This window comes from Hymenobacter aquaticus, from assembly GCF_004765605.1.
Classification (GTDB): Bacteria; Bacteroidota; Bacteroidia; order Cytophagales; family Hymenobacteraceae; genus Hymenobacter; species Hymenobacter aquaticus.
This window is the reverse complement of the sequence record NZ_SRLC01000001.1, coordinates 2,430,103-2,455,515: the sequence shown is the minus strand read 5'-3', so window position 1 is coordinate 2,455,515 and position 25,413 is coordinate 2,430,103. Positions and strand designations below refer to the sequence as shown.

At 58.9% G+C, this 25,413-nt stretch carries 20 protein-coding genes and 2 tRNA genes; 10 read left to right on the top strand and 12 right to left on the bottom strand.

Features of this window, described 5'->3' with window-relative positions; genetic code table 11:
- The first annotated feature begins 44 nt into the window (after positions 1 to 44).
- Positions 45 to 1,277 (top strand): 3-phosphoshikimate 1-carboxyvinyltransferase, encoded by a 1,233-nt coding sequence (locus tag E5K00_RS10160; protein WP_245328256.1) that lies wholly within the window; start codon positions 45 to 47, stop codon positions 1,275 to 1,277.
- Position 1,278: 1 nt separating this feature from the next.
- On the opposite strand, the gene E5K00_RS10155 is transcribed toward E5K00_RS10160, so the two are convergent.
- From E5K00_RS10155 to E5K00_RS10125, 7 genes are all read right to left on the bottom strand, one after another.
- Positions 1,279 to 2,079, bottom strand: a complete 801-nt coding sequence (locus E5K00_RS10155) for a helical backbone metal receptor (protein ID WP_245328255.1) — start codon at positions 2,077 to 2,079, stop codon at positions 1,279 to 1,281.
- Between the two features lie 12 nt (positions 2,080 to 2,091).
- On the bottom strand, positions 2,092 to 2,964 hold the full coding sequence (locus tag E5K00_RS10150) for a glycosyltransferase family protein (protein ID WP_135463106.1): 873 nt from the start codon (positions 2,962 to 2,964) through the stop codon (positions 2,092 to 2,094).
- 104 nt (positions 2,965 to 3,068) lie between these two features.
- Positions 3,069 to 4,139: a M42 family metallopeptidase gene (locus E5K00_RS10145; RefSeq protein ID WP_135463105.1), complete on the bottom strand. Its 1,071-nt coding sequence runs from the start codon at positions 4,137 to 4,139 to the stop codon at positions 3,069 to 3,071.
- 123 nt (positions 4,140 to 4,262) lie between these two features.
- Positions 4,263 to 5,831 (bottom strand): acyl-CoA carboxylase subunit beta, encoded by a 1,569-nt coding sequence (locus E5K00_RS10140; protein ID WP_135463104.1) that lies wholly within the window; start codon positions 5,829 to 5,831, stop codon positions 4,263 to 4,265.
- A gap of 106 nt (positions 5,832 to 5,937) precedes the next feature.
- Positions 5,938 to 6,504: a Uma2 family endonuclease gene (locus tag E5K00_RS10135; protein ID WP_167856827.1), complete on the bottom strand. Its 567-nt coding sequence runs from the start codon at positions 6,502 to 6,504 to the stop codon at positions 5,938 to 5,940.
- A gap of 146 nt (positions 6,505 to 6,650) precedes the next feature.
- The gene (locus tag E5K00_RS10130; protein ID WP_135463102.1) at positions 6,651 to 9,251 is read right to left on the bottom strand and encodes an ATP-dependent Clp protease ATP-binding subunit; all 2,601 of its coding nucleotides are present in this window, start codon (positions 9,249 to 9,251) and stop codon (positions 6,651 to 6,653) included.
- A gap of 121 nt (positions 9,252 to 9,372) precedes the next feature.
- Positions 9,373 to 9,993, bottom strand: coding sequence for a WbqC family protein (locus E5K00_RS10125; RefSeq protein WP_245328254.1), 621 nt, complete (start codon positions 9,991 to 9,993; stop codon positions 9,373 to 9,375).
- A gap of 192 nt (positions 9,994 to 10,185) precedes the next feature.
- Between E5K00_RS10125 and E5K00_RS10120 the strand changes: the two genes are divergently transcribed.
- Both E5K00_RS10120 and E5K00_RS10115 read left to right on the top strand, forming a co-directional pair.
- Positions 10,186 to 11,055, top strand: a complete 870-nt coding sequence (locus tag E5K00_RS10120) for a hypothetical protein (RefSeq protein WP_135463101.1) — start codon at positions 10,186 to 10,188, stop codon at positions 11,053 to 11,055.
- On the top strand, positions 11,055 to 11,951 hold the full coding sequence (locus tag E5K00_RS10115; RefSeq protein WP_245328253.1) for a lysophospholipid acyltransferase family protein: 897 nt from the start codon (positions 11,055 to 11,057) through the stop codon (positions 11,949 to 11,951). Before E5K00_RS10120 ends, E5K00_RS10115 begins: the two co-directional genes overlap by 1 nt.
- Positions 11,952 to 12,242: 291 nt before the next feature.
- Here the strand turns inward: E5K00_RS10115 and E5K00_RS10110 are convergent, their stop codons facing one another.
- Together E5K00_RS10110 and E5K00_RS10105 are read right to left on the bottom strand one after the other, a co-directional pair.
- Positions 12,243 to 12,875, bottom strand: coding sequence for an L-threonylcarbamoyladenylate synthase (locus E5K00_RS10110; RefSeq protein WP_135463100.1), 633 nt, complete (start codon positions 12,873 to 12,875; stop codon positions 12,243 to 12,245).
- 192 nt (positions 12,876 to 13,067) lie between these two features.
- On the bottom strand, positions 13,068 to 14,054 hold the full coding sequence (locus tag E5K00_RS10105) for a T9SS type A sorting domain-containing protein (protein ID WP_135463099.1): 987 nt from the start codon (positions 14,052 to 14,054) through the stop codon (positions 13,068 to 13,070).
- Positions 14,055 to 14,457: 403 nt separating this feature from the next.
- Between E5K00_RS10105 and mltG the strand changes: the two genes are divergently transcribed.
- The 7 genes from mltG (at position 14,458) to E5K00_RS10070 (ending at position 21,862) form a co-directional block, all read left to right on the top strand.
- Positions 14,458 to 15,531, top strand: coding sequence for an endolytic transglycosylase MltG (mltG, locus tag E5K00_RS10100; protein WP_135463098.1), 1,074 nt, complete (start codon positions 14,458 to 14,460; stop codon positions 15,529 to 15,531).
- 160 nt (positions 15,532 to 15,691) lie between these two features.
- The gene (locus E5K00_RS10095) at positions 15,692 to 16,207 is read left to right on the top strand and encodes an acyl-CoA thioesterase (RefSeq protein ID WP_135463097.1); all 516 of its coding nucleotides are present in this window, start codon (positions 15,692 to 15,694) and stop codon (positions 16,205 to 16,207) included.
- An 85-nt stretch (positions 16,208 to 16,292) separates the two neighbouring features.
- Positions 16,293 to 17,234: a YihY/virulence factor BrkB family protein gene (locus E5K00_RS10090; RefSeq protein WP_135463096.1), complete on the top strand. Its 942-nt coding sequence runs from the start codon at positions 16,293 to 16,295 to the stop codon at positions 17,232 to 17,234.
- Positions 17,235 to 17,393: 159 nt separating this feature from the next.
- Positions 17,394 to 17,480, top strand: a tRNA-Ser gene (locus E5K00_RS10085).
- A 48-nt stretch (positions 17,481 to 17,528) separates the two neighbouring features.
- A tRNA-Ser gene (locus E5K00_RS10080) sits at positions 17,529 to 17,613 on the top strand.
- Positions 17,614 to 18,276: 663 nt separating this feature from the next.
- Complete coding sequence (locus E5K00_RS10075) at positions 18,277 to 20,511, top strand: peptidase domain-containing ABC transporter (protein WP_135463095.1); 2,235 nt, start codon at positions 18,277 to 18,279, stop codon at positions 20,509 to 20,511.
- Positions 20,512 to 20,542: 31 nt separating this feature from the next.
- Complete coding sequence (locus tag E5K00_RS10070) at positions 20,543 to 21,862, top strand: HlyD family secretion protein (RefSeq protein WP_135463094.1); 1,320 nt, start codon at positions 20,543 to 20,545, stop codon at positions 21,860 to 21,862.
- An 11-nt stretch (positions 21,863 to 21,873) separates the two neighbouring features.
- On the opposite strand, the gene E5K00_RS10065 is transcribed toward E5K00_RS10070, so the two are convergent.
- From E5K00_RS10065 to E5K00_RS10055, 3 genes are all read right to left on the bottom strand, one after another.
- Entirely contained in the window at positions 21,874 to 23,580 is a 1,707-nt protein-coding gene (locus tag E5K00_RS10065; RefSeq protein ID WP_135463093.1) for an alpha/beta fold hydrolase, read from the bottom strand.
- Between the two features lie 124 nt (positions 23,581 to 23,704).
- Positions 23,705 to 24,145, bottom strand: a complete 441-nt coding sequence (locus tag E5K00_RS10060) for a cysteine peptidase family C39 domain-containing protein (RefSeq protein ID WP_135463092.1) — start codon at positions 24,143 to 24,145, stop codon at positions 23,705 to 23,707.
- Positions 24,142 to 25,404: a DUF6625 family protein gene (locus E5K00_RS10055; protein WP_135463091.1), complete on the bottom strand. Its 1,263-nt coding sequence runs from the start codon at positions 25,402 to 25,404 to the stop codon at positions 24,142 to 24,144. Before E5K00_RS10055 ends, E5K00_RS10060 begins: the two co-directional genes overlap by 4 nt.
- Positions 25,405 to 25,413: the final 9 nt, after the last annotated feature.

Here is a 25,413-nt window from a genome sequence, read left to right as displayed (position 1 = left end):
TGTTCGCCTAACGTTTTTCACTCATCGATACTTCTTCATCTCTCTTGCTGCGCTGGAATGGGGCGCCCCTCAGCGGTAGCGCTCAGCTGCCGGCTTCCAAAAGTGAAAGCAACCGGGCCCTTATTATCCGGGCCCTGGCCGGCGCCGGCCAGCTCGACAACCTCTCCGACGCCAACGACACCGAGCTGATGCAGCGCCTGCTGGCCGAGCCGGCGACGACGGCCACGCTCAACGCCGAGGATGCCGGCACCGTCATGCGCTTTCTGACGGCGTACCTGGCCGTCACGGGCCGGCAGGTGCTGCTCACGGGCACGGCCCGCATGCGGCAGCGCCCCATCGGCGTGCTGGTCGACGCGCTGCGCCAGCTCGGGGCCCAAATTGAATACACCGAGCAGGAAGGCTACCCGCCGCTGCAACTACAAGGCTGGAACCCGGCGCTGACGGCGCAGGAACCCGCCGAGCTGAGCGTGCGCGGCGACATCAGCAGCCAGTATATTTCGGCCCTGATGATGGTGGGCCCCCAGCTGCCCGGGGGCCTGCGCCTGCGCCTGACCGGCAAAGTCGGCTCCCGGCCCTACATCCGCATGACGCAGTCGTTGATGCAGCACTTCGGCGGCCAGTGCCGCGACCTGGGCGAGATAATCGAAGTGCGCCTCCAGGCCTACCAGCCCGCCGATTATACCATTGAGTCGGACTGGTCGGCGGCCAGCTACTGGTACGCTATGGTGGCGCTGGCTCCGGCGGGTTCCTCCATCACGCTGCCGGGCCTGCGCCGCCACTCCTGGCAGGGCGACCAGGCCATTGTGGCCATCATGGACCAGCTGGGCGTGGCCACGGAGTTCGACGAGCAGGGTGTAATACTAACGCAAAAGGCCCGTGCCGCCGCCGTCGAGCAGGATTTCACCGACTGCCCGGACCTGGCCCAAACCGTAGCCGTGGTGGCCGCCGCCGTGGGCGTGCCGCTGGTGCTGACGGGCCTGGAAAGCCTGCGCATCAAGGAAACCGACCGGATTGCGGCTTTGCAGGCGGAGTTGAGCAAGTTTGGTGGAGCCCTGGTCGATGAGGGCGACGGGCGTTTCCGCGTGCCGGTTGCCCCCTTCACCGTGCAGGGCCAAACCATTGAAACCTACCACGACCACCGCATGGCTATGGCGTTTGCCCCGCTGGCTTTGCGCGGCCCGCTCACTATTCTGGCTCCCACAGTGGTGCGCAAATCGTACCCGCAGTTCTGGAAGGAGCTGGGCAAGGCCGGCTTCGACATTATCGAGCAAGCCTGAGTCAGGGGTTCAGCGCCCGAAAATGGGCCGCCGACTGCCGCAGCCGGCTGCCGTACCAGCTGAACATTTCGCCGTCAACGATGCGCACCGTGGCCGAGGGACAGATTGCCTGGAACTCGGCCACGTGCTTTTCGGCGAATGGGTAAGGCTCGGAAGACAACAGAATTACCTCGGGAGCCGCGGCGGCCAACTGCTCGGCGGTTATTTCCGGGTAGCGGGCCAGGTCGGCAAACACGTTGCGGAAACCCGCGCGGGGCAGCAGATCATTGATAAACGTGCCGCCGGCGGCTACCATGTAGGGCTTGCGCCAGATGAAATACGCCGCCGAAGCCAGCGGCCGGGCAGGAGTGAGGCTAGTGAAGGAACTGGCTATTTCGGTAGCCAGCGTTTCGGCCTCCTGCTTGCGGCCCGTGATGAAACCCACGCGCCGAATCATTTCCAGGGAGTCGTTCAGGGTCACGATGTCGCTCAGCCAGACCGGGTAGCTGGCCGCCAGCTGCTCGATGCCCTCCTGGTAGTTTTCTTCCTTATTGCCGATAATCAAATCGGGCTTCAGCGCCGCAATACGGGCAAAATCGAAGTTCTTGGTTCCGCCGATGACGGTAGCCTGCTGCCGGGCTGCGGCCGGGTGAATGCAGAACTTGGTAACGCCTACCACCCGGCTGCCGAGGCCCAGATCATACAGTAGCTCGGTTTGGGAAGGCACCAGCGACACGATACGCCGGGGCGGAAACGGTACCGCCACCCGCCGGTTCAGCTGGTCGGTGACGGTGAGTGGGGGCAGAATGGGCGGTAGTTCCACGGCACGGGCAGCTTAGAGCAGCTTGTAGTTCTTGAACTCGAACAAGCGCTTGCCGGTGGCCTTTTCCACCCAGTACAGAAGCTTGTTCTTGAAGGAAAAGCGCTTTTGCGTCACGTCGATATCCACCTGCCAGTTCAGGCGGGCAATGCGGGCGGCCATGACGCCCGGGTGTGGCCCCGGAAACCGTTCCAGCGAGTCGAAGTCGTCGAAGTTGAACACCTCCGCCGTGGCCAGGGGCTGCTCGTCGGCTGGTTTGTCGCCGTGCCAGAACTGGTTGATGTGCTTCATCTTCTGCAACATCTGCTGGGGGTTTTTCACCCAGCCGTAGTGGTACACAAAGCCGTTGGCGGGCTTCACGCGCAGCTTTTCCCCGTTGCGCCGGAAGCCCTGTGCATCCTTGTAAGAGGTAATCGTGGGGTCGTTGCGGATGATGCGCACCTCGTGCCCGTACCAGCGGCGCGAGTCGCCCACGTAGTCGAACGTGCCATAGAAATGCAGGTATTTGAACAGCAGCCCCTCCACGCGCTTGTCGGCCAGGTGCCGCTCGGCGGCCGCCCGAATGGCCGCGTGGTACTGCTCGGGCACCACCTCGTCGGCCTGAATGTAGAAGGCCCAGTCGGCATCGGGCGAAATCTGCCGGAAGGCCTTGTCGGTTTCCACGGCCAGCACCACCCCGCCCTGGCGCAGCGTGGGGTCCCAGACGGAGTGCACGATGCGCAGCTTGGGCGAGTTGATGGAGCGGATCAGCTCCTCGGTACCGTCGTCCCCGTCGCCGATGCTGACCACCATTTCATCGACCACCGGCAGAATAGACTGGATGGCTTCGACCACCGGGTAGTCGTTGAGCACGGCATTGCGGACAATGGTGAAACCGGCAATTTTCATGGAACAGGAGTCGGGGAAGCAAAAACGAAGATACAGAAACGCATGGCTGGCGTTGCCCGAAAGCAAGCCAGCCATGCGCTCAAACTGCGGGCCCGAAGATACGGTTAGCTGAAGTAACGGAAGTCGTGGCCGTCTTCGATGCGCAGCAGCGTCTCGTAGATCAGCTTGGTTACGTTGTCCACGTCTTCGGCGTGCACGGTTTCCACGGTGGTGTGCATGTACTTCAGGGGCAGCGAAATCAGGGCCGAGGCCACACCCGAGCCGGAGTAGGCAAAGGCGTCGGTATCGGTGCCGGTGGCACGGGTGGCGGCGGCGCGCTGGAACGGAATGTCGGTTTCCTGAGCGGTCTTGATGATGAGGTCGCGCAGGTTGTTCTGCACCGCCGGGCCGTAGGTAATCACCGGGCCTTTGCCGCAGTGCAGGTCGCCAGCCGTCTTTTTCTCGTACATCGGCGACTGAGTGTCGTGGGTCACGTCGGTGATGATGGCCACGTTGGGGTTGATGCGGTGGGCCACCATTTCGGCCCCGCGCAACCCGATTTCCTCCTGCACCGCATTCACGATGTAGAGGCCGAAGGGCAGCGTTTTGCCGTTTTCCTTGAGCATGCGGGCCACTTCGGCAATCATGAAGCCACCCACGCGGTTGTCCAGGGCGCGGCCCACGTAGAACTTCTCGTTCATTACCATGAACTCGTCCTCGAACGTGACGACCGAGCCCACGTGGATGCCCATGTCCTCGACTTCCTTCTGCGAGGCGGCGCCGCAGTCCAGGTAAATCGTCTCGATGGTGGGCGCTTTATCCTGCTCCACCTTGCGCACGTGGATGGCCGGCCAGCCAAACACGGCCTTCACGATGCCTTTATCGGTGTGAATGTTCACGCGCTTGGAAGGGGCCACCAGGGCATCCGAGCCGCCATTGCGGCGCAGATAGATGTAGCCTTCCTTGGTAATGTAGTTGACGAAGTAGCTGATTTCGTCGGCGTGGGCCTCAATGACGACTTTGTACTTGGCTTCCGGATTGATAACGCCCACGACGGTACCGTAGGTATCCACAAAGTATTCGTCGATATAGGGCTTCAGGTATTCCAGCCAGAGCTTTTGGCCTTCTTTTTCGAAGCCTGTTGGCGAAGCATTGTTCAGGTAGCGCTCTAGGAAATCAAAACTTTCTTTACGCATGAGCAAGAAGAGAAACCGCGCGTACCGCGGGTGAGAAAATAAAGGCTGCTGCTAGGAGAGGCCTCACGGCTAAACCGTCTCAGGGCAGAGCTGTTACGATATTAGGATTAAAATTGGTTTAACCTACAGCGGAATGTTACCGTGTTTCTTGCGTGGGAGCACATCTACCTTGTTTTCCAGCATTTTAAAGGCCCGAATTAACTTTTGTCGGGTTTGGGAAGGTAGAATCACTTCGTCCACAAAACCACGGTGCGCGGCCCGGTACGGCGTGGCAAACTTCTGCTGGTACTCGTCTACCTTCTCCTGCAGTTTGGCTTCGGGGTCGGCGGCCGTGGCAATTTCGCGCTTAAAGATGATTTCGGCGGCTCCCTTGGCACCCATTACCGCAATTTCGGCCGTGGGCCAGGCGTAGTTCATGTCAGCCCCGATGTGCTTGGAGTTCATCACGTCATACGCCCCACCGTAGGCCTTGCGGGTAATAACGGTGATGCGCGGCACGGTGGCTTCGCAGAACGCGTAGAGCAGCTTGGCCCCATTAGTGATGATGCCGCGCCACTCCTGGTCGGTGCCGGGCAGGAAGCCGGGCACGTCTTCCAGCACCAGCAGCGGGATGTTGAACGAGTCGCAGAACCGCACGAAGCGCGCGGCCTTGGTCGAAGCGTTAATGTCGAGTACCCCGGCTAAGACCGCCGGCTGGTTGCCCACGATGCCGATGCTGCGGCCCCCGAGGCGGGCGAAGCCCACTACGATGTTCTCGGCGAAGTTCTGGTGTACTTCCAGGAAGGAATCCGCGTCGATAATGCCCTCAATCACCTCCCGGATGTCGTAGGGCTGGTTGGGGTTTTCGGGAATAATGTTGTCCAGGGCCGGGCGCGACTCGTCGCCTTGCGCCTCGTAGGGCAGGGCGGGGGCCGTTTCCTCGCAGTTCTGGGGCATGTAGCTCAGCAGGGCCTTGAGCTGGTTGATGCAGGCCACCTCGTTGGCGCAGCTGAAGTGGGTCACGCCGCTCTTGGCCGAGTGGGTGCTGGCACCGCCCAGCTCTTCGCTGGTCACGTTTTCGTGGGTCACGGTCTTTACCACGTTGGGGCCGGTTACGAACATGTAGCTCGTGTTTTCCACCATCAGGATAAAGTCGGTAATGGCCGGCGAATACACCGCGCCACCCGCGCACGGGCCCATAATGGCCGACAGCTGCGGCACGACGCCGGAGGCCAGGGTGTTCTTGTAGAAGATGTCGGCGTAGCCGCCCAGGCTCACTACGCCTTCCTGAATCCGGGCCCCGCCCGAGTCGTTCAGACCGATGACGGGCGCGCCGTTTTTCATGGCCAGGTCCATAATCTTCACGATTTTCTCGGCGTGCGTTTCGCTCAGCGAGCCGCCAAATACCGTGAAATCCTGGGAGAAAACGTACACCAGCCGGCCGTGCACCGTGCCGTAGCCCGTAATAACCCCGTCGCCGAGGTAGTACTCTTTGTCCAGGCCGAAGTCCTTGGAGCGGTGCATCACAAACTTGCCGATTTCCTCGAACGAGCCTTCGTCCAGCAGCAGATCCACCCGTTCCCGGGCGGTAAGCTTGCCTTTGGCGTGTTGGGCGTCGATGCGGGCCTGGCCGCCGCCGAGCAGGGCCTCCTGATTTTTGCGGTCGAGAATTTCGAGTTTGCTTAGTTGGGCGTCAGCGTGCGGATCGGACATTGAGGAAAGCGGTGGGATGAGTAATGAGGTCAAAGGTAACGTAAGGGCGCAAAAAAAGCCGCACCAGATTCGGGCGGCTTTTCTGCGCTGTGGTTCTTGCTAAGAATCAGAGCTGCACGTCCTCATATAGCTCGGCCATTGTCAACACGGTATCTACACTGCCTAGGGCCACTGTGCCGGCCGGGTCAAGCACTTCGGAGAACGTCCACTGCCCATTCTCGGTGCGTGAATACAGCTCGGCCCGAATGCTGCGCGAGTCAAGTAGCAGGTAGTCCTTCACCGACTCAATGCTGCGGTAGCGCATGAATTTGCCGCTCCGGTCATAGTCAGAAGTAGAGTCCGACAGCACTTCGATGATAACCACCGGATTGAGCAGCAAGTCCATTTTGCCATTCTGCTGAATTTCCGGCTTGCCGCAAACCACCAGTGTATCCGGATACAGGTAGGTGCCGGTTAGTGGAATATACACGCGCATGTCACTGCCGAATACTCGACAGCCTTTGCCACGCAGGTGGTTGCCCAAGTGAAAATTTGCGTTGCTGGTTACGATATTATGCGGCAGCGAAGCGCCCGACATAGCCTGCACGTCATACATTCCCAGCATATCCGGGTGGCCCCAGGGGTAAATCTGGCCGTCCACGAATTCGTGCTTGAACTCGGAAGCATGTTCCATAGCCAAGTATTCCTCTTCCGTGTAACGGCGTTTGCGGGGTGATTCCATGAGTGACAGCAGTTTTCCAAAAATACGAAAACCGGATTGCTATAACGCAAGAAAGCCAGCCCCTCGCAGGACTGGCTTTCTTGTTTACCTAAAGCGAATTACTTGCCTTTCTCAGTGTCCGGCGACTCGGGGGCCTCTTCGGGCCGCTCGTCGCTGGCGAGGTTGGTTTGCTCCCCGCTCTTGCTCACGGCGAAGGTCAGCTCTTCCGCGCCTTCCTTGAAGTCGGCGGTGATGACGTCACCCTGGGCAATTTCGGCTTTCAGGATTTCCTCGGCAATCGGGTCTTCGATGTACTTCTGGATAGCCCGGTTCAGCGGCCGCGCGCCGTATTTGGGGTCGTAGCCTTTGTCGGCTACGAAGTCCTTGGCGGCTTCGGTCAGCTCTACTTTGTAGCCGAGCGTCTGAATGCGCGACAAGAGTTTCGACAGCGAGATGTCGATAATCTTGTGAATATCCTTCTTCTCGAGCGAGTTGAAGACGATAACGTCGTCCAAACGGTTGAGGAACTCGGGCGAGAAGGTTTTCCGCAGGGCATTGGTGATGGTGCCTTTGGTAATCTCGTCCAGGTTTTCCGTCCGGGCCTTGGTACCAAAACCGATACCCGCACCGAAGTCCGCCAGGTCACGCGCCCCGATGTTCGAGGTCATGATGATGATGGTGTTCCGGAAGTCAACCTTGCGGCCCAAGCCGTCGGTCAGGATACCGTCGTCGAGCACCTGCAGGAGCAGGTTGTACACGTCGGGGTGAGCCTTTTCAATCTCGTCGAGCAGGATAACCGAGTACGGCTTGCGGCGGATTTTCTCCGTCAGCTGACCGCCTTCTTCGTAGCCCACGTAGCCGGGAGGTGCCCCCACCAAGCGCGATACGCTGAATTTCTCCATGTACTCGCTCATGTCGACGCGCACCAGGGCGTCTTCCTTATCGAAGAGGTAGGTAGCCAGAACCTTAGCCAATTCCGTCTTACCAACGCCGGTTGGGCCCAGGAATACGAACGAGCCAATCGGCTTCTTGGGATCCTTCAGACCTACACGGGTGCGCTGAATGGCTTTCACCAGCTGCTTAATGGCTTTGTCCTGGCCGATAACCTTGCCTTGCAGCTCTTCGCCCATGTTGAGCAGCTTCTGGCTTTCGTTCTGAGCCACGCGGCTCACGGGAATACCGGTCATCATGGCAATAACTTCTGCCACGTTTTCCTCCTTCACCGTGTAACGCTTCTTCTTGGTTTCGTCCTCCCAGTTCTTTTTGGCCTGGTCGAGCTGCTCCAGAAGTTTCTTTTCCTTGTCGCGCAACTGGGCGGCTTCTTCGTACTTCTGCGACTTCACCACGCGGTTTTTCTCCGTCTTGATGTTCTCAATGCTCTCTTCGAGCTTCAAGATATCCTCGGGAACCACGATGTTGTTGATGTGCACGCGCGCACCGGCCTCATCGAGAATGTCGATGGCTTTGTCGGGCAGGAACCGGTCACTCATGTAGCGGTCCGACAGCTTCACACAAGCCTCAATAGCCTTGTCGGTGTACACGACGTGGTGGTGGTCCTGATACTTGTCCTTGATGTTGTGCAGGATTTCAATCGTCTCCTCGGGCGTGGTGGGGTCCACCATAACCATCTGGAAACGACGGGCCAGGGCACCGTCCTTCTCGATATACTGCCGGTACTCGTCCAGCGTGGTGGCACCGATGCATTGAATCTCGCCGCGGGCCAGGGCTGGCTTGAACATGTTGGAGGCGTCCAGCGAACCGGAAGCACCGCCGGCGCCCACGATGGTGTGCAGCTCGTCGATGAACAGGATAACGTCGGGCGACTTCTCCAACTCGTTCATCACGGCCTTCATGCGCTCTTCGAACTGACCACGATACTTGGTGCCAGCGACCAGCGAAGCGAGGTCGAGGGTTACGACGCGCTTGCCAAACAGCACGCGCGACACCTTTTTCTGGATGATGCGCAGGGCGAGGCCTTCGGCAATGGCCGTCTTACCTACGCCGGGCTCACCGATCAGAATTGGGTTGTTCTTCTTGCGACGCGACAGGATTTGAGCGACGCGCTCAATTTCCTTTTCCCGGCCCACGATGGGGTCGAGCTTGTCTTCTTCGGCCAGTTTGGTCAGGTCGCGACCAAAGTTGTCGAGGACGGGAGTGCGCGACTTTTCACCGGCTCTCTTCGGGGTGGCACTGCTGCCGGCGGCGCCGCGGCCGGCGCTGCCTCCAAAGAGTTTGTCGTTGTCGTCGTCGTCAGTGTCGGGGGCGCGGTCGGTGGGGGCAGTGTTGCCGTGATAGTCCAGCGAGTCGCGAACGGCTTCGTAGTTCACGTTGAATTTGCTGAGAATCTGAGAAGAAATATTGTCTTCGTCGCGCAAAATCGACAGCAGCAGGTGTTCCGTGCCGATGATTTCACTCTTGAAGATTTTGGCCTCTAGATAAGTAATCTTGAGAACTTTCTCGGTCTGTTTGGTCAGCGGAATCGAGCCGGTAATGCTCGTTCCCTGAGTGGCCGTATTACGAGTGGCTTGCTCGAGGGCGTATTTCAGCTCTTCTACCGACACGCCCAATTTCTTGAGCAAGCCAATAGCAGTGCCTTCCCCTTCGCGAATCATGCCCAGTAATAGGTGTTCGGTACCGATATAGTCGTGACCGAGCCGGATGGCCTCTTCCCGGCTCAGGGAGATGACCTCCTTGACTCGATTTGAGAATTTAGCTTCCATGCAGATAAGTAATGAAGAAAAACGGTGCCCCGCAAGCCAGCGGACTGAACTCTGAGCGGGTTGGGCCGAAGTAACCTGAAAACAGGTAGAGACGGGCGAAGGTTCGGAGGCGACACTTGCACTACGCAAGAAAACTGCCGGCGGCCGGGCCCTGCATAAAAAGCAGGTCTAAGATGCTGAGTCCCGGTACAAAATCTTTACCAAAGGTCTGCGGATAGGGCCGAACCGACTTCCTGTCAGGTTCGGGGGCCGCGGCGGCTTTTGGTGTCAGACAATCGCGCCGGTCGAGCACGAGCGGGGAGGCGTACTGGGGGTGATAGTCGGTGGTAAACTCCACGGGAGTCGACAACCGCAGGCAGCGCAGGTAAAACCGCAGAAAGGCCAGGTTGAGTTCGAAAAGCCGGGCTGGCTTCTGCAAGTAAATGTCGTGGAGGTAATCGGCGTAGTACTCAAAGTACGGAGTGCCGCCGTACGCGGTTTGCAGGCTGCGCCAGTGCTGGTGCACCCAGTTCTGGCGGTAGTCGATTTCAATGGCCGAGGTTTTGACCTTTTCGCTGCGGTTCCCATCGATTACGGGCACCGTGAGGGGTTTCACGCCCTGGTTGGTTAGAATCAGGCAGCGGTTGCGGTAGGTTTGCTTGCGGTAATTATCGTGGCACTCCAGCCAGAGCGCATCGGTGCCGGCCAGTTCGGCGAAGAACTGCGCGGGCGGATTATACTGCGATTCGAAAAGAATGGGCACCGGAACGGGGAAAGGAGGTGGTGGCAAGATGGCTAAAGAAAGGGGAGCAGAATAGTATTTGCCTTATACTAGATGTAAATCCTTTTTCAAAAGCGCTTTTTGGGCCCTGGAAGCTGAACCAATACCGTCCCAAAACTGCTTTGCGGGCATAGTTGCTACCCTTTTTCTATAAATACCCGTCAAACTGACACTATGCGCCGTTACTTTCTGCTGCTCGCCTTCCTGGTTTCTTTCGCCGCGCACGCTGCCACGCCGCCCCAACTGCTGCTCGACGTCAGCCGCTTCCGCAACGAAGACCTTGCCGTGAAGGGTGCCGTGGTGGAGCTGTACGCCACCGTGCCCGGCCAGTCGCTGACCTACAAGCGGCGGGCCCCGAAAGTATTTCAGGCGGCGGCCAGCGTGACGCTGGAAATCATTCGGGAAGATGGCACGGCGGCCTACCAGGAAACCATTACGCTGAAGCCGCCGGTGCTCAGCGACACGTCGGTGAGCTTGAAAAATCCGGTGAGCTTCCAGAAGCGGATTCTGCTGCCCGATGGCAAGTATACCCTGCGCGGGCAGGTGCGCGACCAGTACCGGGCCGGCCAGAACAACGTGGTCGAGCAGCCGCTAGTTATTGAGTCGGCGGCGAAAGTGCTTAGTATGAGTGACGTAGTGCTGCTGGCGCGGGCGGCGTCAAAATCGCCGGAGCAAAGTAACTTTGCCCGCGGCGGCTTTAGCCTGAGCCGGGCGCCGGGCGGACTGTACGGCCGCGGGGCTGACCGGGCGTTTTTCTACACCGAGCTTTACAATCTGAAACCCGAGCAAACCGTGCAGCTGCGGTACCGGCTGCGGCAGGATGCGGCCACCAAAGATGCCCTGACCAGCACGGCCAGCGTGCAGGGACTGGCCGGGCAAAGCACCCCCGTTACCGGGATGCTGGACCTGAGCAAGCTGCCCGCCGGCACCTATAAGCTGATTGTGGAAGTGCGCGACGCCAAAAACAAAGTTCTTTCCTCTCAAAACGCCCGACTGATCCGCAACGTGACGGAATATGCCCCGGCCGGCGTAGTAGCCCACTAATGACGCAACCACCTACCCGCAAATATCCCTGGTTTTATCGGCCGCTCGAGTGGCTGCTGCTGGGCATTGCTCACCTGCCGTTTCCCGTTCTCTACGGCTTGGCATACGGCCTGTACGGCCTAATGGCCTACGTGCTGCGCTACCGGCAGCGGGTGGTGCTGGAAAACCTGCGTAACTCGTTCCCGGAGAAGTCGGAGCCGCAGATTCGGCAGATCAGCAAGGATTTCTACTGGCATTTTGCCCAGGTAATGGTGGAGATGCTGAAGCTGGCCGCCTTGCCCGCCGCCGAGCTGCGGCGGCGCGTCCGGATTCATAACCCCGAACTCATCAGCGGGGCGTTTGCCGAAGGCCGGACGGTGCTGGCGCTGGGTTCCCACGCCGGCAACTGGGAGTGGATTCTGCCGACCGGGGCCCTGGAGTTTCCGGGCCGCACGTACGGGGTGTACAAGCCGCTGAGCAACCCGTTTTTCGAAGATTTTCTGCTCCGGCTGCGCACCCGCACCGGCGCCCAGCTGATTCCGATGCGCGATACGCTGCGCGACCTGGTGAAGCGGCGCAAGGAAGGCCGGGTGCTGAGCATGCTCACCGACCAGGCCGCCGGCCCCGAAGACCGGCCCTACTGGACCCAGTTCCTTCACCAGGACACCAGCTTCTACAGCAGCGCCGACCGGCTGGCGTCCCAGTTCAACTGCCCGGTGGTGTACGTGAACATCACCCGCCGCGCGCGGGGCTATTACGACCTGACTATCCGGCCCCTGCACGACGGCAGCACGCCGCTGGACAAAGACGCCTACGTAGTCACAGAAGCCTTTGCCCGCCACCTGGAGCGTGACATTCAGGCAGCCCCGGCCAGCTACCTCTGGACGCACCGCCGCTGGAAGCACAAGCGGAGTTAATGTGCTCAGGTGCTAATGTGGCTGAATGTGCTGATTCTTAATGTGGGAAATGATGGCGAGGAGTAAGCCATTCCGCGCCTCAAGTGGCGTCAACCCATCCTCTGCTCGTGACGACCGTCCTTTTAGCAGAAAGCCCTTTCTCGTTGTACACGGGAAAGGGCTTTTTACTTTAGAAGGCTCAGCGCATTTCAGCGGCCGGATTGGCGCTGTTTAAGGCGCGGAAGGTTCGGCGTCCTCGCAGAGACACGTCTTTCACATTAGCACCTGAGCACATTAATCATTAGCACATTATCAAAGATACTGCTCAATGTCGCCGGCGCCCTGGCGCACTAGCTCGAAGTCGTCGTTGGTGCAGTCGACGATGGTGCTGGGGACGTTGCCGCCGAAGCCGCCATCAATGACCAGATCGACCAGCAGGCGGTACTTTTCGAAAATCAGGTCGGGGTCGGTGACGTATTCGTCGAGCGTATTTTCGTCTTCACGCACGGAGGTGCTGAAGATAGGGTTGCCCAGTTCTTTCACCAGCTGAATGATGATGGTGCTGTCGGGGACCCGGATGCCGACGGTTTTGCGCTTGTTGCCGCCCTGGCGCGGGGCTTTGGCACTGGCTTCGAAAATAAACGTGAACGGGCCGGGCAAGGCTTTTTTGATGACCTTGTACGTGGGCGTCGTGATGCCGTGAGCGTAGTCGGCAATGTGGGAGAGGTCGGAGCAGATAAAGCTGAGGTTGGCCTTATCCGGGTTCAGGCCCTTGATGCGGCAGAGCTTGTCAACCGCCTTGGCATTGTGAATGTCGCAGCCAATGCCGTAGACGGTATCGGTGGGGTAAATGATAAGGCCACCTTTGCGGAGCACGTCCACCACTTGCTGAATACGGTTCTGGGGAGGATTATCGGGGTGAATACGAAGCAGCGTAGCGGGCATAGGGAGGGAATGAGGAGTGAAACAAAGGCACAGCGCCCACGAGCGGCGGGCACCGACAAGGTAGTAGCTGCGGTACACAACTACCACACATTCGCACATTTTGTCTGTAGGGTTACCATTCCCGGCCCCTAGCCGCATAAAAAAAGCCCCGGCCAGAGCGGCCGGAGCTTTTTTTTAGATAGGTAGAAAAGACTACTGCTTCACGAAAGAGCGGGTGGCAATGCCTTCGGCCGTGGTGAAGCGCACCGTGTAGACGCCGGCGCGCAGCGCCGATACGTCGAGGGTAACTTCTTCCTGGCTGGCGACGGTCTGCTGCACGCGCTGACCCAGGGCGTTGTAGATGGCCACGGCCGCGCCTACGCCTTCCTTGCCCGTACGCAGGGTCAGGCGGTTGGTGGCCGGGTTCGGAAACACGCTCAGCGAACCTTGCAGGGCCTTGTTCTGGGTAGCCAGCGTGGTGGTACCGGTCGAGAGGGCAAAGTCATCCACGGCCAGCATTGCATCGTTACCAGTATCGTTGTTGTCTTTCCAACGAATCCACATCGTAGCGCCAAATGGCCAGTTCAGGGAGTTTATCGAGCCGGAAACAGCCACCCGATTGGCCGTGTCGTTGCCGTTCAGAGCGCCGTTCGTAACGTTGGCATTAGCAACCTCGGTCACATTGAGCGCGGGAACAGCAGTCCAAGTACCCGTGGTGAGGCTAGTAGCATCAAAGCTATATTCGAAAGCCAGCACTTCGTTCTGGTCCAGGGCTGAACCTGAGCGCCACTGCTCCCCATAAAAGGCCATATTAACGCGGGTAACCGTAGCGCCGGTGGCATTAATAAAAGCAGCACCAATAGCGGGTACCGTGCCCCCAGAGGCGACGCTGCCCAGCGCACGGTCAGCGGCACCGGTCGTGCCTACATTATAAGGCGCTCCAGACAAGCCAGTGCCGCTGCCATCCGAAACCAGCAGGGCAACGGGGGCAGTGCCGGTCCCTGAGAAACGAACACCGTTCCAGCCATCAGGATAAGCAGTTCCTGTGGCGGTCATGCCATCAAAGTTTTGGCGGTAAATGGCGTTGCCGCCCGCAATGCCGACCGGCGTCTGGGCCTGGGCCGCGAAGGAGAAACCCAGCAGCAGCGCGGCCACTGGCAGGCTGCGCAGGCGGGCAATAGAAGGAGTAAAGAGTGCCACGATAGTCGAATGGAAAAAGTGAGAGATGAAGTGGAAAAGCAGAATCAGGGCCTGGGCGCGACGCCAGAAGTTGAGCGAAGGTACGCAAAGCACCAGGCTCCCGAAGAACGAACGTCCTGCGTACGAGTTAAAACTAGGAGAATGTTGCCGCAACGCCCAAATTTTGTGCGCCTTGCCCCAATGTTACCATTAGGTTAAGCCGGCCCGCCAGAACCCGAAAAAGGTCCTGCCGGGCCCGGAGCCAGCTGCCGGGATTCGTGGCCCGCCCCGGGCGGCCGGGAGGCTGGCAGAACAGCAGATAAGGCGTACTTTTGACGCCGGTAAACTCAGCGCCCGCCGTTTCGCGTGGGCCGACTGAGGAAAACCCCATGTTTTCAGGCCCTGACCCCGCTTTTTGTTTGCAATGACCAAACCCCGCATTGATTACCGAGCCAACGCTCTTCGCCGTCGGAACCGCTTCGCCTACACGGTGGGGGTGCTGGGCATCATCTTTATTACGTTTTTCTACTACTTCTACCAGGTTTTCTTCACGCCCAACGTGGAAACCAAGGGCCAGCCGACCTACGTGCTGGTGCGCCGCGGCCAGACCAGCAAGGCCGTGCTCGACTCCATCGACAAGACCGGCGTTATCGTCGATAAGTTGTCCTTGCACTTCGTGGCCCGGCTCATGAAGTATGACAAGCTGGTGAAGCCCGGCCGCTACGAGCTAAAGGACGGCTACACCAACCGCCAGCTGATTTCCGATTTGCGGGCCGGCCGCCAGTCGCCGCTCAAGCTCACCTTCCAGAACATCCGCCTGCGCGACGAGCTGGCCCAGAAGCTGAGCACCGCCATTGAGGCCCGGCCCCACCAGTTCGACTCGCTCCTGAGCAGCCCAGCCTACACCAAAAGCCTGGGCTTCGACACGACCAGTATCATCGGCATGTTTATCCCGAACACCTACGAGCTGTACTGGAACTCCTCGGCCGACAACCTCATGCAGCGCATGAAAAAGGAGTACGAGAAGTTCTGGACGCCCGCCCGCGACGCCAAGCGCAAAAAGCTGGGCCTCACCCGCGAGCAGGTCAGTACCCTGGCCAGCATCGTGGAAGCCGAGCAGCAGCAGCACGCCGACGAGCGGCCCCGGGTGGCGGGCGTGTACCTCAACCGCCTCAAGCGCAACATGAAGCTGCAGGCCGACCCCACCGTAGTCTACGCCAACCAGGACTTCACCATCAAGCGCGTGCTGAACGTGCACCTGCAGAAAGATTCGCCCTACAACACGTACAAATACGCCGGCCTGCCGCCCGGCCCCATCAACCTGCCCAGCATTGCCAGCATCGACGCGGTGTTGAACCCCGAGGAGCACGACTACCTGTATTTCTGCGCCAAGGAAGACTTCAGCGGCTACCACGCCTTTGCCACCAACGAGGCCGGCCACCTCGTAAATGCCCGCCGCTACCAGGCCGCCCTGAGCCGGGCCGGAATTATGAAATAAATGTGCTAATTATTAATGTGCTGATGTGCTAAATGTGGAATAGAGTGAGAAGGCACAATGACGAGTTCTGAGTTATTGTGCCAGCTTTCGTACCTACCCACATTGCTCACGTTAATCATTAGCACATCAGCACATTCCTCACATTCGCACATTAACAAAGATGTATACTTCCGACACCCAAATCCGCGTGCGCTACGCCGAAACCGACCAGATGGGCTACGTCTACCACGGCAACTACGCGGCCTATTTCGAAGTGGCCCGCACCGAGGCGTTCCGGCAGCTGGGCATCCGCTACAAGGATCTGGAGGCCGACGGCGTGGGCATGCCGGTGGGGGAGATCCGCACCCGGTTCCGGCGCCCGGCCCGCTACGACGATTTGCTCACGGTGCGCCTGCTGCTCAAGCAGCCCGCCGAAGGCTCCCGGGTGCTGTTCGAGTACGAAATCTACAACGAGGCCCGGGAACTGCTCACCGAAGGCCATACGTTGATGGTATTTGTGAGCACCAGCACTGGCCGTCCCGTCCCGATTCCGGCGGAAATCCAGCACAAGCTGGCCCCATACTTTTCGGAAGACGAGCTGACCGGTCCCATTACGCCGGCGGCCCAGAAGCTGCCCGCCGAAGCCCCGGCCGCCGCCGCTTTCATTCCCAGCAAACCTGCCAAACCTACTGAGTAGGGCAGGTGGCATTGCCCATTTTACTTGGTACAGAAAAGCCAGGAGCCACATTCTTAATTGCTAATTCTTAATTACTAATTAAAAAATGCGCCTGCCCGTTCGCCGCTACCACCTGCCCGACGTGCGCCGCCGGCGTTCCTACCGCAAGTTTATCGTGTGGCTCAAGCAGTTGCGCATCGCCCACGGCCGCGCCTCGGTCTACGACGTGGTGGACCGCATGATTCAGGAGCTCAAGCTCGACAGCATCAGCAAGCGGGCCAGCTACATGGCCTTCAACCTCACGGTAGCCCTGTTCCCGACCATCATCTTCCTGTTCACGCTGATTCCCTACATTCCGGTGCCCAACCTGAACGTGGACATCCTGCAGTTTCTGGGTGATTTGATACCCCGGGAAATGTACGTGGCCGTGTCGGGCACCATCGAAGACATCGTGAACATTCCGCACGGGGGCCTGCTTTCCTTCGGTTTTGCCGCTGCCCTGGTGCTCAGCTCCAACGGCATCATGGCCCTGCTCGACGCCTTCGAGAAGAAGTACCCGTCGTTCAAGCGCCGCACTTACCTGCGCAAGCGCGTCATTGCCACGCTGCTCACGGTAGTGCTGTCGTCGGTGCTGCTGCTGGCCATTGCCGGTATCTTCTTCGGCACCTACATCATCGACGCGCTGGTGTTCCACGAAATCGTGCCCGAGCAGTTTACCAGCCAGCTGATTTCCATCCTGAAATACGGCTCCGTGGTCGGCCTTTTCCTGCTCACTACCTGCCTGGTGTATTACTACGTGCCGCCCATTCACGACAAGTGGCCGTTTCTCTCGGCCGGAGCCATCGTCGCCACCCTGTTAATTTTCCTGGTGTCGTTCCTGTTTATTCTCTACGTCAAGATTTTCGACAGCTACAACCACTTCTACGGCTCCATCGGCACGCTCGTGGGCTTCATGGTGTGGCTCGACTTCGTGTGCATGACGCTGATTCTGGGCTTCGAGGTAAACGTCAGCATCGACGCTGTGACGGGGCGGCTGAAAAGCCGGTAAGGCGTTCAGTACGAATTGGTAAGGCGCCAAAAGGCTGGCTCAGGCGGTAGGCAGGCGGGTTTTGGTCCGGAAAAAATGCGGAAAAAATGCGCCCCGGGTATTGTAAGCTAAAAAATGACTGCTACTTTTGTCGTCCCAAACCATTCTATTATTACCTACAGAGAGGTGGCAGAGTGGTCGAATGCGACGGATTCGAAATCCGTTATACCTGCAAGGGTATCGGGGGTTCGAATCCCCCCCTCTCTGCGTTTTTAGTACTCATTTAACAGCCCCACCAGGCTGTTGAATGCTTTTAGAGGAGTGGCAGAGTGGTCGATTGCGGCGGTCTTGAAAACCGTTGACTGTTAAAGGTCCGGGGGTTCGAATCCCTCCTCCTCTGCATTTGAGTATTTGCAGCCCCGTTTCTACCCAGGAACGGGGCTTCTTTTTTGCCCTGGCACCGGTACAAACGCGGTTTGCAGGCAACGGAGGCAATCCTGGTTTTGTATACCGCTCTGTATACAGCCACTACTTTGCCTACAACAGCATCAACAACGAGCGCCGCCGCTCCGCCCTCGGCTACTACTCACCCGGCTGCTTCGAATTAGCCAGACTACCTCAGGAGAGCGTGTAACGCTTTATCTGCGGCTAATTGAGTAATATAGCACGTCAGGCTCAGCGGTAATGACAGGGCTAGCCTGCGTAACGGGTTTATTGCGTGATGGATAAGTGAATCTGAGCAGGAGGGGTAAGGCGAGGTTTGCTTGGAGTGGCGCAGGGGGCAGGGCGGACCTATAGTGCCAATGCATTGCAGAGGCCGTTGTTAACTGCTAACTTGCCCCGGTTACTTCTAACGACCAGGCATACCACCTGCTCCTCTTTTTTGCGTGATTATTCCTCTTTTCTCTATCAACTTGATTTGTTAACTATTCTTACTAAAATTTTCACTGTTCTTTATTTACGGTAGCCGTGAAATAACAGGTTATATCGGAATATAAATGATAGTGAACAGTGATTTATACGGTTGTTGATCTGCCTATAGCTTTTTATTTTTCAGTATAAAATGGGTTCTTTTCATTTCTACAAGCAACTGGATATGATGGATTGCGGGCCGACCTGCATCCGCATGGTTGCTAAGCATTACGGTCAAACCTATAGCCTGCAGAATCTGCGTGAAAGGAGCCGGATAAGCCGGGAGGGGGTATCATTACTGGGATTAAGCGAAGCGGCTGAGTCAATTGGATTTCAAACGCTGGGGGCAAAGCTGACTTTTGACAAGCTGGCGGAGGAAGTACCGCTTCCCTGCATCGTGCACTGGAGGCAAAACCACTTTGTCGTCGTATATAAAATTACAAAAAAAACGCCTGGCTTTTGGAATCGTTCTGCCGCAAAACAAGCGGAGGACTACACGGTGCATGTTGCTGATCCGGGGCATGGTTTGCTGACGTATTCCCGGGAGGAATTTAACCGGGAGTGGCTGAGCGGCGACCCGAATGCCGGCATTGCGCTGCTGCTCGAAACAACTCCGAATTTTTATGATGAACCCGGAGAAAAGCAGCGTTCAATAGGTTTTGAAAAGCTGTTCGGCTACATACTATCCCGTAAGTATCATCGCCTGCTGATACAGCTGGTGCTGGGCCTGGTGATAGGGAGCTTGCTGCAGCTAATTCTGCCTTTCCTAACGCAGTCGATAGTAGATACTGGAATCAATACCCAGAATCTGAACTTCGTGTACCTGATCCTGGGTGCTCAGCTGATGTTGGCGGCCGGGCGGGTTTCCGTGGATTTTATTCGTAGCTGGATTTTGCTGCACATCAGCTCCCGGGTAAATATTACCATTCTATCCGATTTCCTCAGTAAGCTCATGCGGCTGCCGCTGTCTTTCTTTGACGTAAAGCTGTTCGGCGACCTGATGCAGCGCATCGAAGACCAGCACCGAATAGAATCTTTTCTTACCAACTCTTCGCTGGCAACCCTGCTGTCGTTATTTAATCTTTTGATTTTCGGCATCGTGTTGTCGATGTATAACGTAACGATATTTTTAATATTTCTGGGAGGTACTATCTTATATGGATTATGGATTGCCTTGTTTCTGCGTAAGCGCCGTTCGATAGATTTCAAGCGCTTCGAGGTTTCGGCTCAAAACCAAAGCTCCCTGGTGCAGCTCATTCAGGGTATGCAGGAAATTAAGCTTTCCAATTCGGAAACGGCTCAGCGCTGGGGCTGGGAAAGAATACAGGCCCGGTTGTTTAAATTAAATATCAAGGTTTTAGCCCTGAATCAATATCAGCAGACCGGGGCTTTTTTAATTAATGAAGGTAAAAACATATTTATTACCTTCTTTGCGGCCCGCGCCGTTATTCATGGCGAAATAACGCTGGGCGCCATGTTGGCTATTCAATATATAATCGGGCAGTTGAACAGTCCGGCTGAGCAACTGGTAAGCTTTATTCAGACCGCGCAGGCCGCCCAGATCAGTCTGGAGCGGCTGAATGACATTCACGAACTGGAGGATGAGGAGCCGGTGGGCAAGCCGCGCGTCACGCGGTTGCCCACCGATAAGGGCCTGAGCCTGCAAAACGTGGATTTCACGTACCCCGGCGCGGATGGGCAACCCGTGCTGCAAAACCTCACGCTGCATATTCCGGCCGGCAAAGTAACGGCGGTGGTAGGAGCCAGCGGCAGTGGCAAAACCACGCTGCTAAAGCTCCTGTTAAAATTCTACGCGCCCGTCAGTGGCGACGTCTACTTCGGCGAAACCAAGCTTGCCAATCTAAGCCACAAATTATGGCGCAGCCAGTGTGGCGTCGTGATGCAGGAAGGCTTTATCTTCTCGGATACCATAGCGCGCAACGTGGCGGTAGGGGAAGAGCACATCGACTATGACCGCCTGCAGTATGCCGTGCGCATGGCGAATATTGAAAGCTTCATTGAAGGGCTGCCGCTGGGCTACAACACCAAGATAGGAATGGAGGGCAACGGCATGAGCCAGGGGCAGCGGCAGCGCATGCTCATTGCCCGGGCTATTTATAAAAATCCCACCTACCTGTTCTTTGACGAAGCCACCAATGCCCTCGACGCCGATAACGAAAGTGTTATCATGCACAATCTGAATCAGTTTTTCGAGGGGCGTACGGTGGTCGTGGTGGCGCATCGCCTCAGCACGGTGCGCAACGCCGACCAGATCGTGGTGCTGGATAAGGGGCGGATTGCCGAAATTGGTACCCACGAGGAACTAACGAGCCTGCGCGGCTTTTACTATCGGTTGGTCAAGAACCAGCTGGAATTAGGAAATTAACTATATACCCATCTTTAGTCGCTGATACCGTATGCCCGAACACGCCCTCGAACCAAGTAGCACTTCCCTGCCGCCCTCTTTGCCCCTGCCCGAGCAAAGCGAGGAAATTCAGGATATTATCACCGCCGTGCCCGCCTGGATTGTGCGCTGGGGAATTACGCTTTACTTTTTCCTGCTGGCCGCGGTGGTGGCCGGCACCTGGCTGATTCATTACCCGGACCTGGTAGAAGTGCCCCTGCAACTAACGTCCGTGAATGCGCCCAAGGCCGTGAATGCCAAAACTGATGGCAAGCTGGTAAAGCTGCTTATCGCCGAGGGCGCGCAGGTGCAGGCGGGGCAGGAGTTGGCTTTCATCGAAAGCACGGCGGACCACGCCCAGGTGCTGGACTTCGCGCAGCGCCTGGAGCAGCTGCACGACCTGCTGGTGGGCGGCCAAGAGGCCCGGCTCCCGGCGGCGGGGCTTGGCGAGTATACCAAGCTGGGCGAAATTCAGGCGGCGTACCAAACCTTTGAACAGGCGTATACCCAGTATCTGGCCTACCAGCGCAATGGCTACTTTCCCCAGAAGCGCAGGATTCTGGTGCGCGAAATTGCGGACCTGCAAGCGCTGAACCGAAACCTGACCGACCAGAAACAACTCTACGAGCGGGATTTCGCGCTGGCCCGCAGCGAGTACGCTACCCAGCAGGAACTGTCCCGGCAGCGCGTTATCGCGCCGGCCGATTTTCGGAAGGAGGAAAGCCGTTTGCTGACCAAACAGCTGCCCGTCAAGCAGGCCGAATCCACGATTTACCAGAATTACATGCTGCAGACAGCCAAGCAGAAAGAGCTGCTGGAGCTGGATAAGATCAGCGGCGAACAGCGCGGCTTGCTGGTGCAGGCGCTGAACACGTTGCGCAGCACCGTGGCCAACTGGAAAACCCGCTACGTTCTGGTGGCGCCCACCGGCGGGCGGGTCTATTTTTCCGCTATTCTGGAAGAGAAACAAACCTTGGCTGCCAATCAGGAGGTTTTTTACGTGGCCCCCACGACGGCCGCCTATTACGGGGAGGCCGTGCTGCCGCTGAGCAGCGTCGGCAAAGTGAAGGTCGGGCAGGAAGTAATTCTCAAATTCGCGGGCTATCCGTTTGAAGAGTTTGGCGCCGTCCCGGGCCGGCTTACCTACATCTCGCAAATACCCAAGGATAACGGGTTTCTGGCGAAGGTTTCGCTGCCGCAGGGCCTGGTAACAACCTACGGCAAGCCCATCGGCTACCGCAAGGGCATCAGCGCCAGCGCGGCCATCGTGACGGAAGATGCCCGGCTGATCGAGAAGATATTCTACAACTTCAAGCGGGCGCTGTCGCGCTAAGCGGGCCGCGGCTATCGGGCCAGAAAGGCCCGCACGACTTCGTTGAATTCCTGGGGCACCTCCTGCGGGGCAAAGTGGGAGGCGCCTTTGAACAGGTGCAGCTTGGCGCCCGGAATGCTGGCCGCAATGGCGCGCGTATGCTTTTCCAGCACCACGTCGTGCTCGCCGGCCAGCACCAGCGTCGGAGCCGTAATAGCCCGCAGCTCCGCAAAACTCATCTGGGGCTCCTGTAGCAGCAGGCGCAGCAGCCGCTTCTGGGTGTTGGCCGTGGCATCGGTTTGGGCGCCCAGGGCCTGCAGCTGCCGGCGAAACAGCTGCAACAGACCACTTTCCACGGCCTCGTCGGTGGGAAAAAGGTTGGCTCCCATCACCACCATCCGGTTCACGTAAGCCGGGTAGCGCAGGGCCAGTTTCAGGGCCGTGTTGCCGCCGTCGCTCCAGCCCACCAGATTTACGTTGCGCAGGTGCAGGCTGTCCAGCAGCTGCTTGACGTCGGCGGCAAACAGGTCATAAGACAAGTCGGTTGGTGCGGTTTCCTGGCTTTTGCCCTGTGCTCTGGTATCGACGGCAATAACCTGGAAGTGCCGGGCCAGCATGCCGATTTGCTGGTTGAACGCGGCAATCGACTGGCCATTGCCGTGCAGCAGCAGCAGGGGCGGGCCGCTGCCGTAGCGCTCCACATACAGCCGGGAGCCGGCAACCGCCACGTAGCGGCCCACGGCCGCGCTGTCGCCGTAGTGGTGCGAGTTCCGGTTGGCGGGAGCTGCCGCCGCCAGGTAGCGCAGGTAGCGCAGGCTGTCGGGCAGGGTATACTCGGCCGCCGCCGGTGCGGGGGTAGCTTTGGAATTGCCATACGAATCGGCCGACAGAAAAAAGCTCAGGTAGCCCGGTTTTACTTCGCGCCACGCCGCCTGGCTTTTATCCCGAAACAGAATGCTGTGGCCGGGCGCGGGCACCGCCGAAATACCAAAGGCCTTGGTGCTGCCCGCGCGGGCTTCGCTGCGCAGCCACTGCAACGTAACGGCCACTTCATCGAGGCCGCGCAGGTGCAGGTTCTGGTTGGTCAGGTCGATTTTGACCCAGCCGCGGGGCTGCGTCACCTCAACGCGCACATCCTGGGTAAGCAGGGGCTGGTCGGGCAGGCCCTGCCGGACGCTGTACAGATTCAGGCGGAAAGTGACGGACGCGAAGCGGTTGAACGCCACGTGGAAGTTAACGTCGCGCAGGTAGCAGTCCCGGTCTATTTTCAGGATGGTGCCCTGTTCCTTAGCCAGCTCGTCACTGACCAGCGCCGACTCGGTGTACATGGCGGCTACCATGAGCGTGGAGCTGGCCGTGCGGCCAAACGTTTTGCTTTTGACTTTGCCGGAATGCACCACCACTTCCCGCAGTGCCTGGTCGACGTGCCGGAGCCGGATAAGCTGCGGGCCCTGGGCGAAAGCAGTGAGCGGCACCAGCGCGGTTTGGTACCCCAGGCAGGAGATTACCACGTTTTCCTGGCTGGAAACCGCGTTAGCGGGAATAGAAAACTGAAACTCGCCCTCCGCATTGGCCACCGAGCCCAGCGCATGATCTTTGATGCCAAGCGTGGCAAAGCCAACGGGAGCCTGACTGGTTTGGTCAATGACTTTGCCTTTGAGCAGGATGCTCTGCGCCCCGGCCAGGGCGGGGAGCAGCAGAAGAATCAGCCACACCAGGCTGCTTGCAATGCGTTTCATCGTAGGATCGGATGACCGGCACAGGGGGAAGTGACGGTGGAGAAAGAAAAAGCCACCGCAAAGGCAGCACAAAGACAAAGATTGCGCCGCGCGGGCAGACCCGCGCGGCGGCCAGAGCCGGACCTCAGCGCCGGCTGCGCCGCCACCAGCCGATCAGCCGGCGAAGACGAGGCACGCGCTCTTCCAGTTCCGCCATCAGCACGATGCCCGTCCAGAGGTGAACAAACGTGGCCGTGGTAGTCGTGAGCCGGCCGTATTCGGGGTGCTCCCAGGTGACCAGGCGCGCGTCGGCGCTGTGCACCACGGCAAAGCAGCCGCCCGCGCCCAGCGCCAGAAACGCAATGGCCGGGCAGGGTAGCTCGCCCAGCTGCGCGGGCGGCAGCCGGGTGGCCAGCGTCTCGATGCCCAGCTGTTCGAGCGTATGGCTGAGCGTGAGCAGGGTGAGGGGCTGAACATGCTGCGCCACGGCCGCCGTAAGCTGCCGGGCCGGCAGCCGGGTAGTGGTGGGGTGCAGCAATTGCCGGAGCAGGGTGCGGGCTATGCGCTGGTCGGCCGACAGATTCATTGGCTGGCGGGGCTATGCAGCAGGTACCCCACTTCGCGGGCCTGGGTCTGCAGGTTGTGAATCTCTATTTTAAACGGGGTTTCGGCGGGGGCGCTGCCGGAGCCGCTCAGCACGGAAATCCGGCCGGCTTCCCGCAGCACCTGCCGCCCGTCGGGGGCAGCAAACACCTGACACTGCTGCAGGCCCAGCTGGCCTTTAAAGTCGGAAACGACGCAGTAGCGGTTTTTTTCCTGGAAGTAAAACGTGCATTTCAGGTTGCCGATGATGTAGCAAGCCTGGTCGAGGTGCGGGTAGCTGGCCGGGCGCACCAGGCTCCGGGCGCGTTGTAGTGCCACCCAGGCCCGCCACCGGGTGCGTTGTGCCCACGCCCGGCTCCGGAGCAGGCCCACCCGCAGGGCGGTGTGCCACGTGGGCCGCGGGCTGTGGGTGAGGCCCCGAGCCGATACGTAGCACGGCGCGCCGGGCCGGAACGGCTCAACCAGGAACGTCGGATTGGTTTTGACGTTCACCAGGTGCACCAGCAAAAACTCGTGCTGGGTGGCTGTGTTGTAGACCCGGCCGGGCTGCCAGACCACGGGGGTGGTATCGAGCATAAACTCTTCCCCCAGCGTCTGGCCATACCAGCGGATAGTGCCTTGCCGGGCCTGGGCGCTGAGCACGTGGGCCAGGCTCTGAATTTCGGTTTCCACCTCTTCGATCAGCTGGCCGGCCCCCAGCAGCTCCCCGAACTTGAAGTTGCACTCGTCGAAGCAAAAGTGCCGGGCGCTCTGGAAAACGCGCTGGTAATCGGGGCTGCGCATGAAGAGGCGGCTGATGGCCGGCGTATTGCGAAACAGCAGAAAAAAGCCGGCCGGATACTGGGCCACCGCCGAAAGTACATCGTGGTGGTCGAGCACGGGGGCGGGCAGAAAACGGCGGATGTCACCGAACAACAAGTCGATGTCGCAGTAGCCCCAGAAAGCGTAGGAAGCCAGATATTCTGCGAAAATAACCCCGTAGGCAGGCTTCAGGTCGCAAAGCTTGTAGGGGTCGGTTACGGCTACGGGGAAGCCCAGCGTGCGGCTGGCCAGGGCATTGAAAGCGGCCAGATCGGGCAGGTGCACAAACCGGGTGTTCGGCGGGGCGGGCGGGGCGGCCAGGTTGGTGAACACCAGGAAGGACACCGTCGGATTAGCCGCGCAGCTGGCCAGGAAATGGGGAAAGTACGCGGGCCAGCTGCGGCCGAAGTAGCAAATCACCAGGCAAATGGAGTGTTGCATTGCGGGCGG

What these genes read in the sequence shown, in the direction of transcription:
- E5K00_RS10150 (WP_135463106.1), bottom strand. Translation starts at nt 2,964, where the DNA reads ATGAAAATTGCCGGTTTCACCATTGTCCGCAATGCCGTGCTCAACGAC.
- E5K00_RS10145 (WP_135463105.1), bottom strand. Translation starts at nt 4,139, where the DNA reads ATGCGTAAAGAAAGTTTTGATTTCCTAGAGCGCTACCTGAACAATGCT.
- E5K00_RS10140 (WP_135463104.1), bottom strand. Translation starts at nt 5,831, where the DNA reads ATGTCCGATCCGCACGCTGACGCCCAACTAAGCAAACTCGAAATTCTC.
- E5K00_RS10135 (WP_167856827.1), bottom strand. Translation starts at nt 6,504, where the DNA reads ATGGAACATGCTTCCGAGTTCAAGCACGAATTCGTGGACGGCCAGATT.
- E5K00_RS10130 (WP_135463102.1), bottom strand. Translation starts at nt 9,251, where the DNA reads ATGGAAGCTAAATTCTCAAATCGAGTCAAGGAGGTCATCTCCCTGAGC.
- E5K00_RS10120 (WP_135463101.1), top strand. Translation starts at nt 10,186, where the DNA reads ATGCGCCGTTACTTTCTGCTGCTCGCCTTCCTGGTTTCTTTCGCCGCG.
- E5K00_RS10115 (WP_245328253.1), top strand. Translation starts at nt 11,055, where the DNA reads ATGACGCAACCACCTACCCGCAAATATCCCTGGTTTTATCGGCCGCTC.
- E5K00_RS10110 (WP_135463100.1), bottom strand. Translation starts at nt 12,875, where the DNA reads ATGCCCGCTACGCTGCTTCGTATTCACCCCGATAATCCTCCCCAGAAC.
- mltG (WP_135463098.1), top strand. Translation starts at nt 14,458, where the DNA reads ATGACCAAACCCCGCATTGATTACCGAGCCAACGCTCTTCGCCGTCGG.
- E5K00_RS10095 (WP_135463097.1), top strand. Translation starts at nt 15,692, where the DNA reads ATGTATACTTCCGACACCCAAATCCGCGTGCGCTACGCCGAAACCGAC.
- E5K00_RS10090 (WP_135463096.1), top strand. Translation starts at nt 16,293, where the DNA reads ATGCGCCTGCCCGTTCGCCGCTACCACCTGCCCGACGTGCGCCGCCGG.
- E5K00_RS10075 (WP_135463095.1), top strand. Translation starts at nt 18,277, where the DNA reads ATGGGTTCTTTTCATTTCTACAAGCAACTGGATATGATGGATTGCGGG.
- E5K00_RS10070 (WP_135463094.1), top strand. Translation starts at nt 20,543, where the DNA reads ATGCCCGAACACGCCCTCGAACCAAGTAGCACTTCCCTGCCGCCCTCT.
- E5K00_RS10065 (WP_135463093.1), bottom strand. Translation starts at nt 23,580, where the DNA reads ATGAAACGCATTGCAAGCAGCCTGGTGTGGCTGATTCTTCTGCTGCTC.
- E5K00_RS10060 (WP_135463092.1), bottom strand. Translation starts at nt 24,145, where the DNA reads ATGAATCTGTCGGCCGACCAGCGCATAGCCCGCACCCTGCTCCGGCAA.
- E5K00_RS10055 (WP_135463091.1), bottom strand. Translation starts at nt 25,404, where the DNA reads ATGCAACACTCCATTTGCCTGGTGATTTGCTACTTCGGCCGCAGCTGG.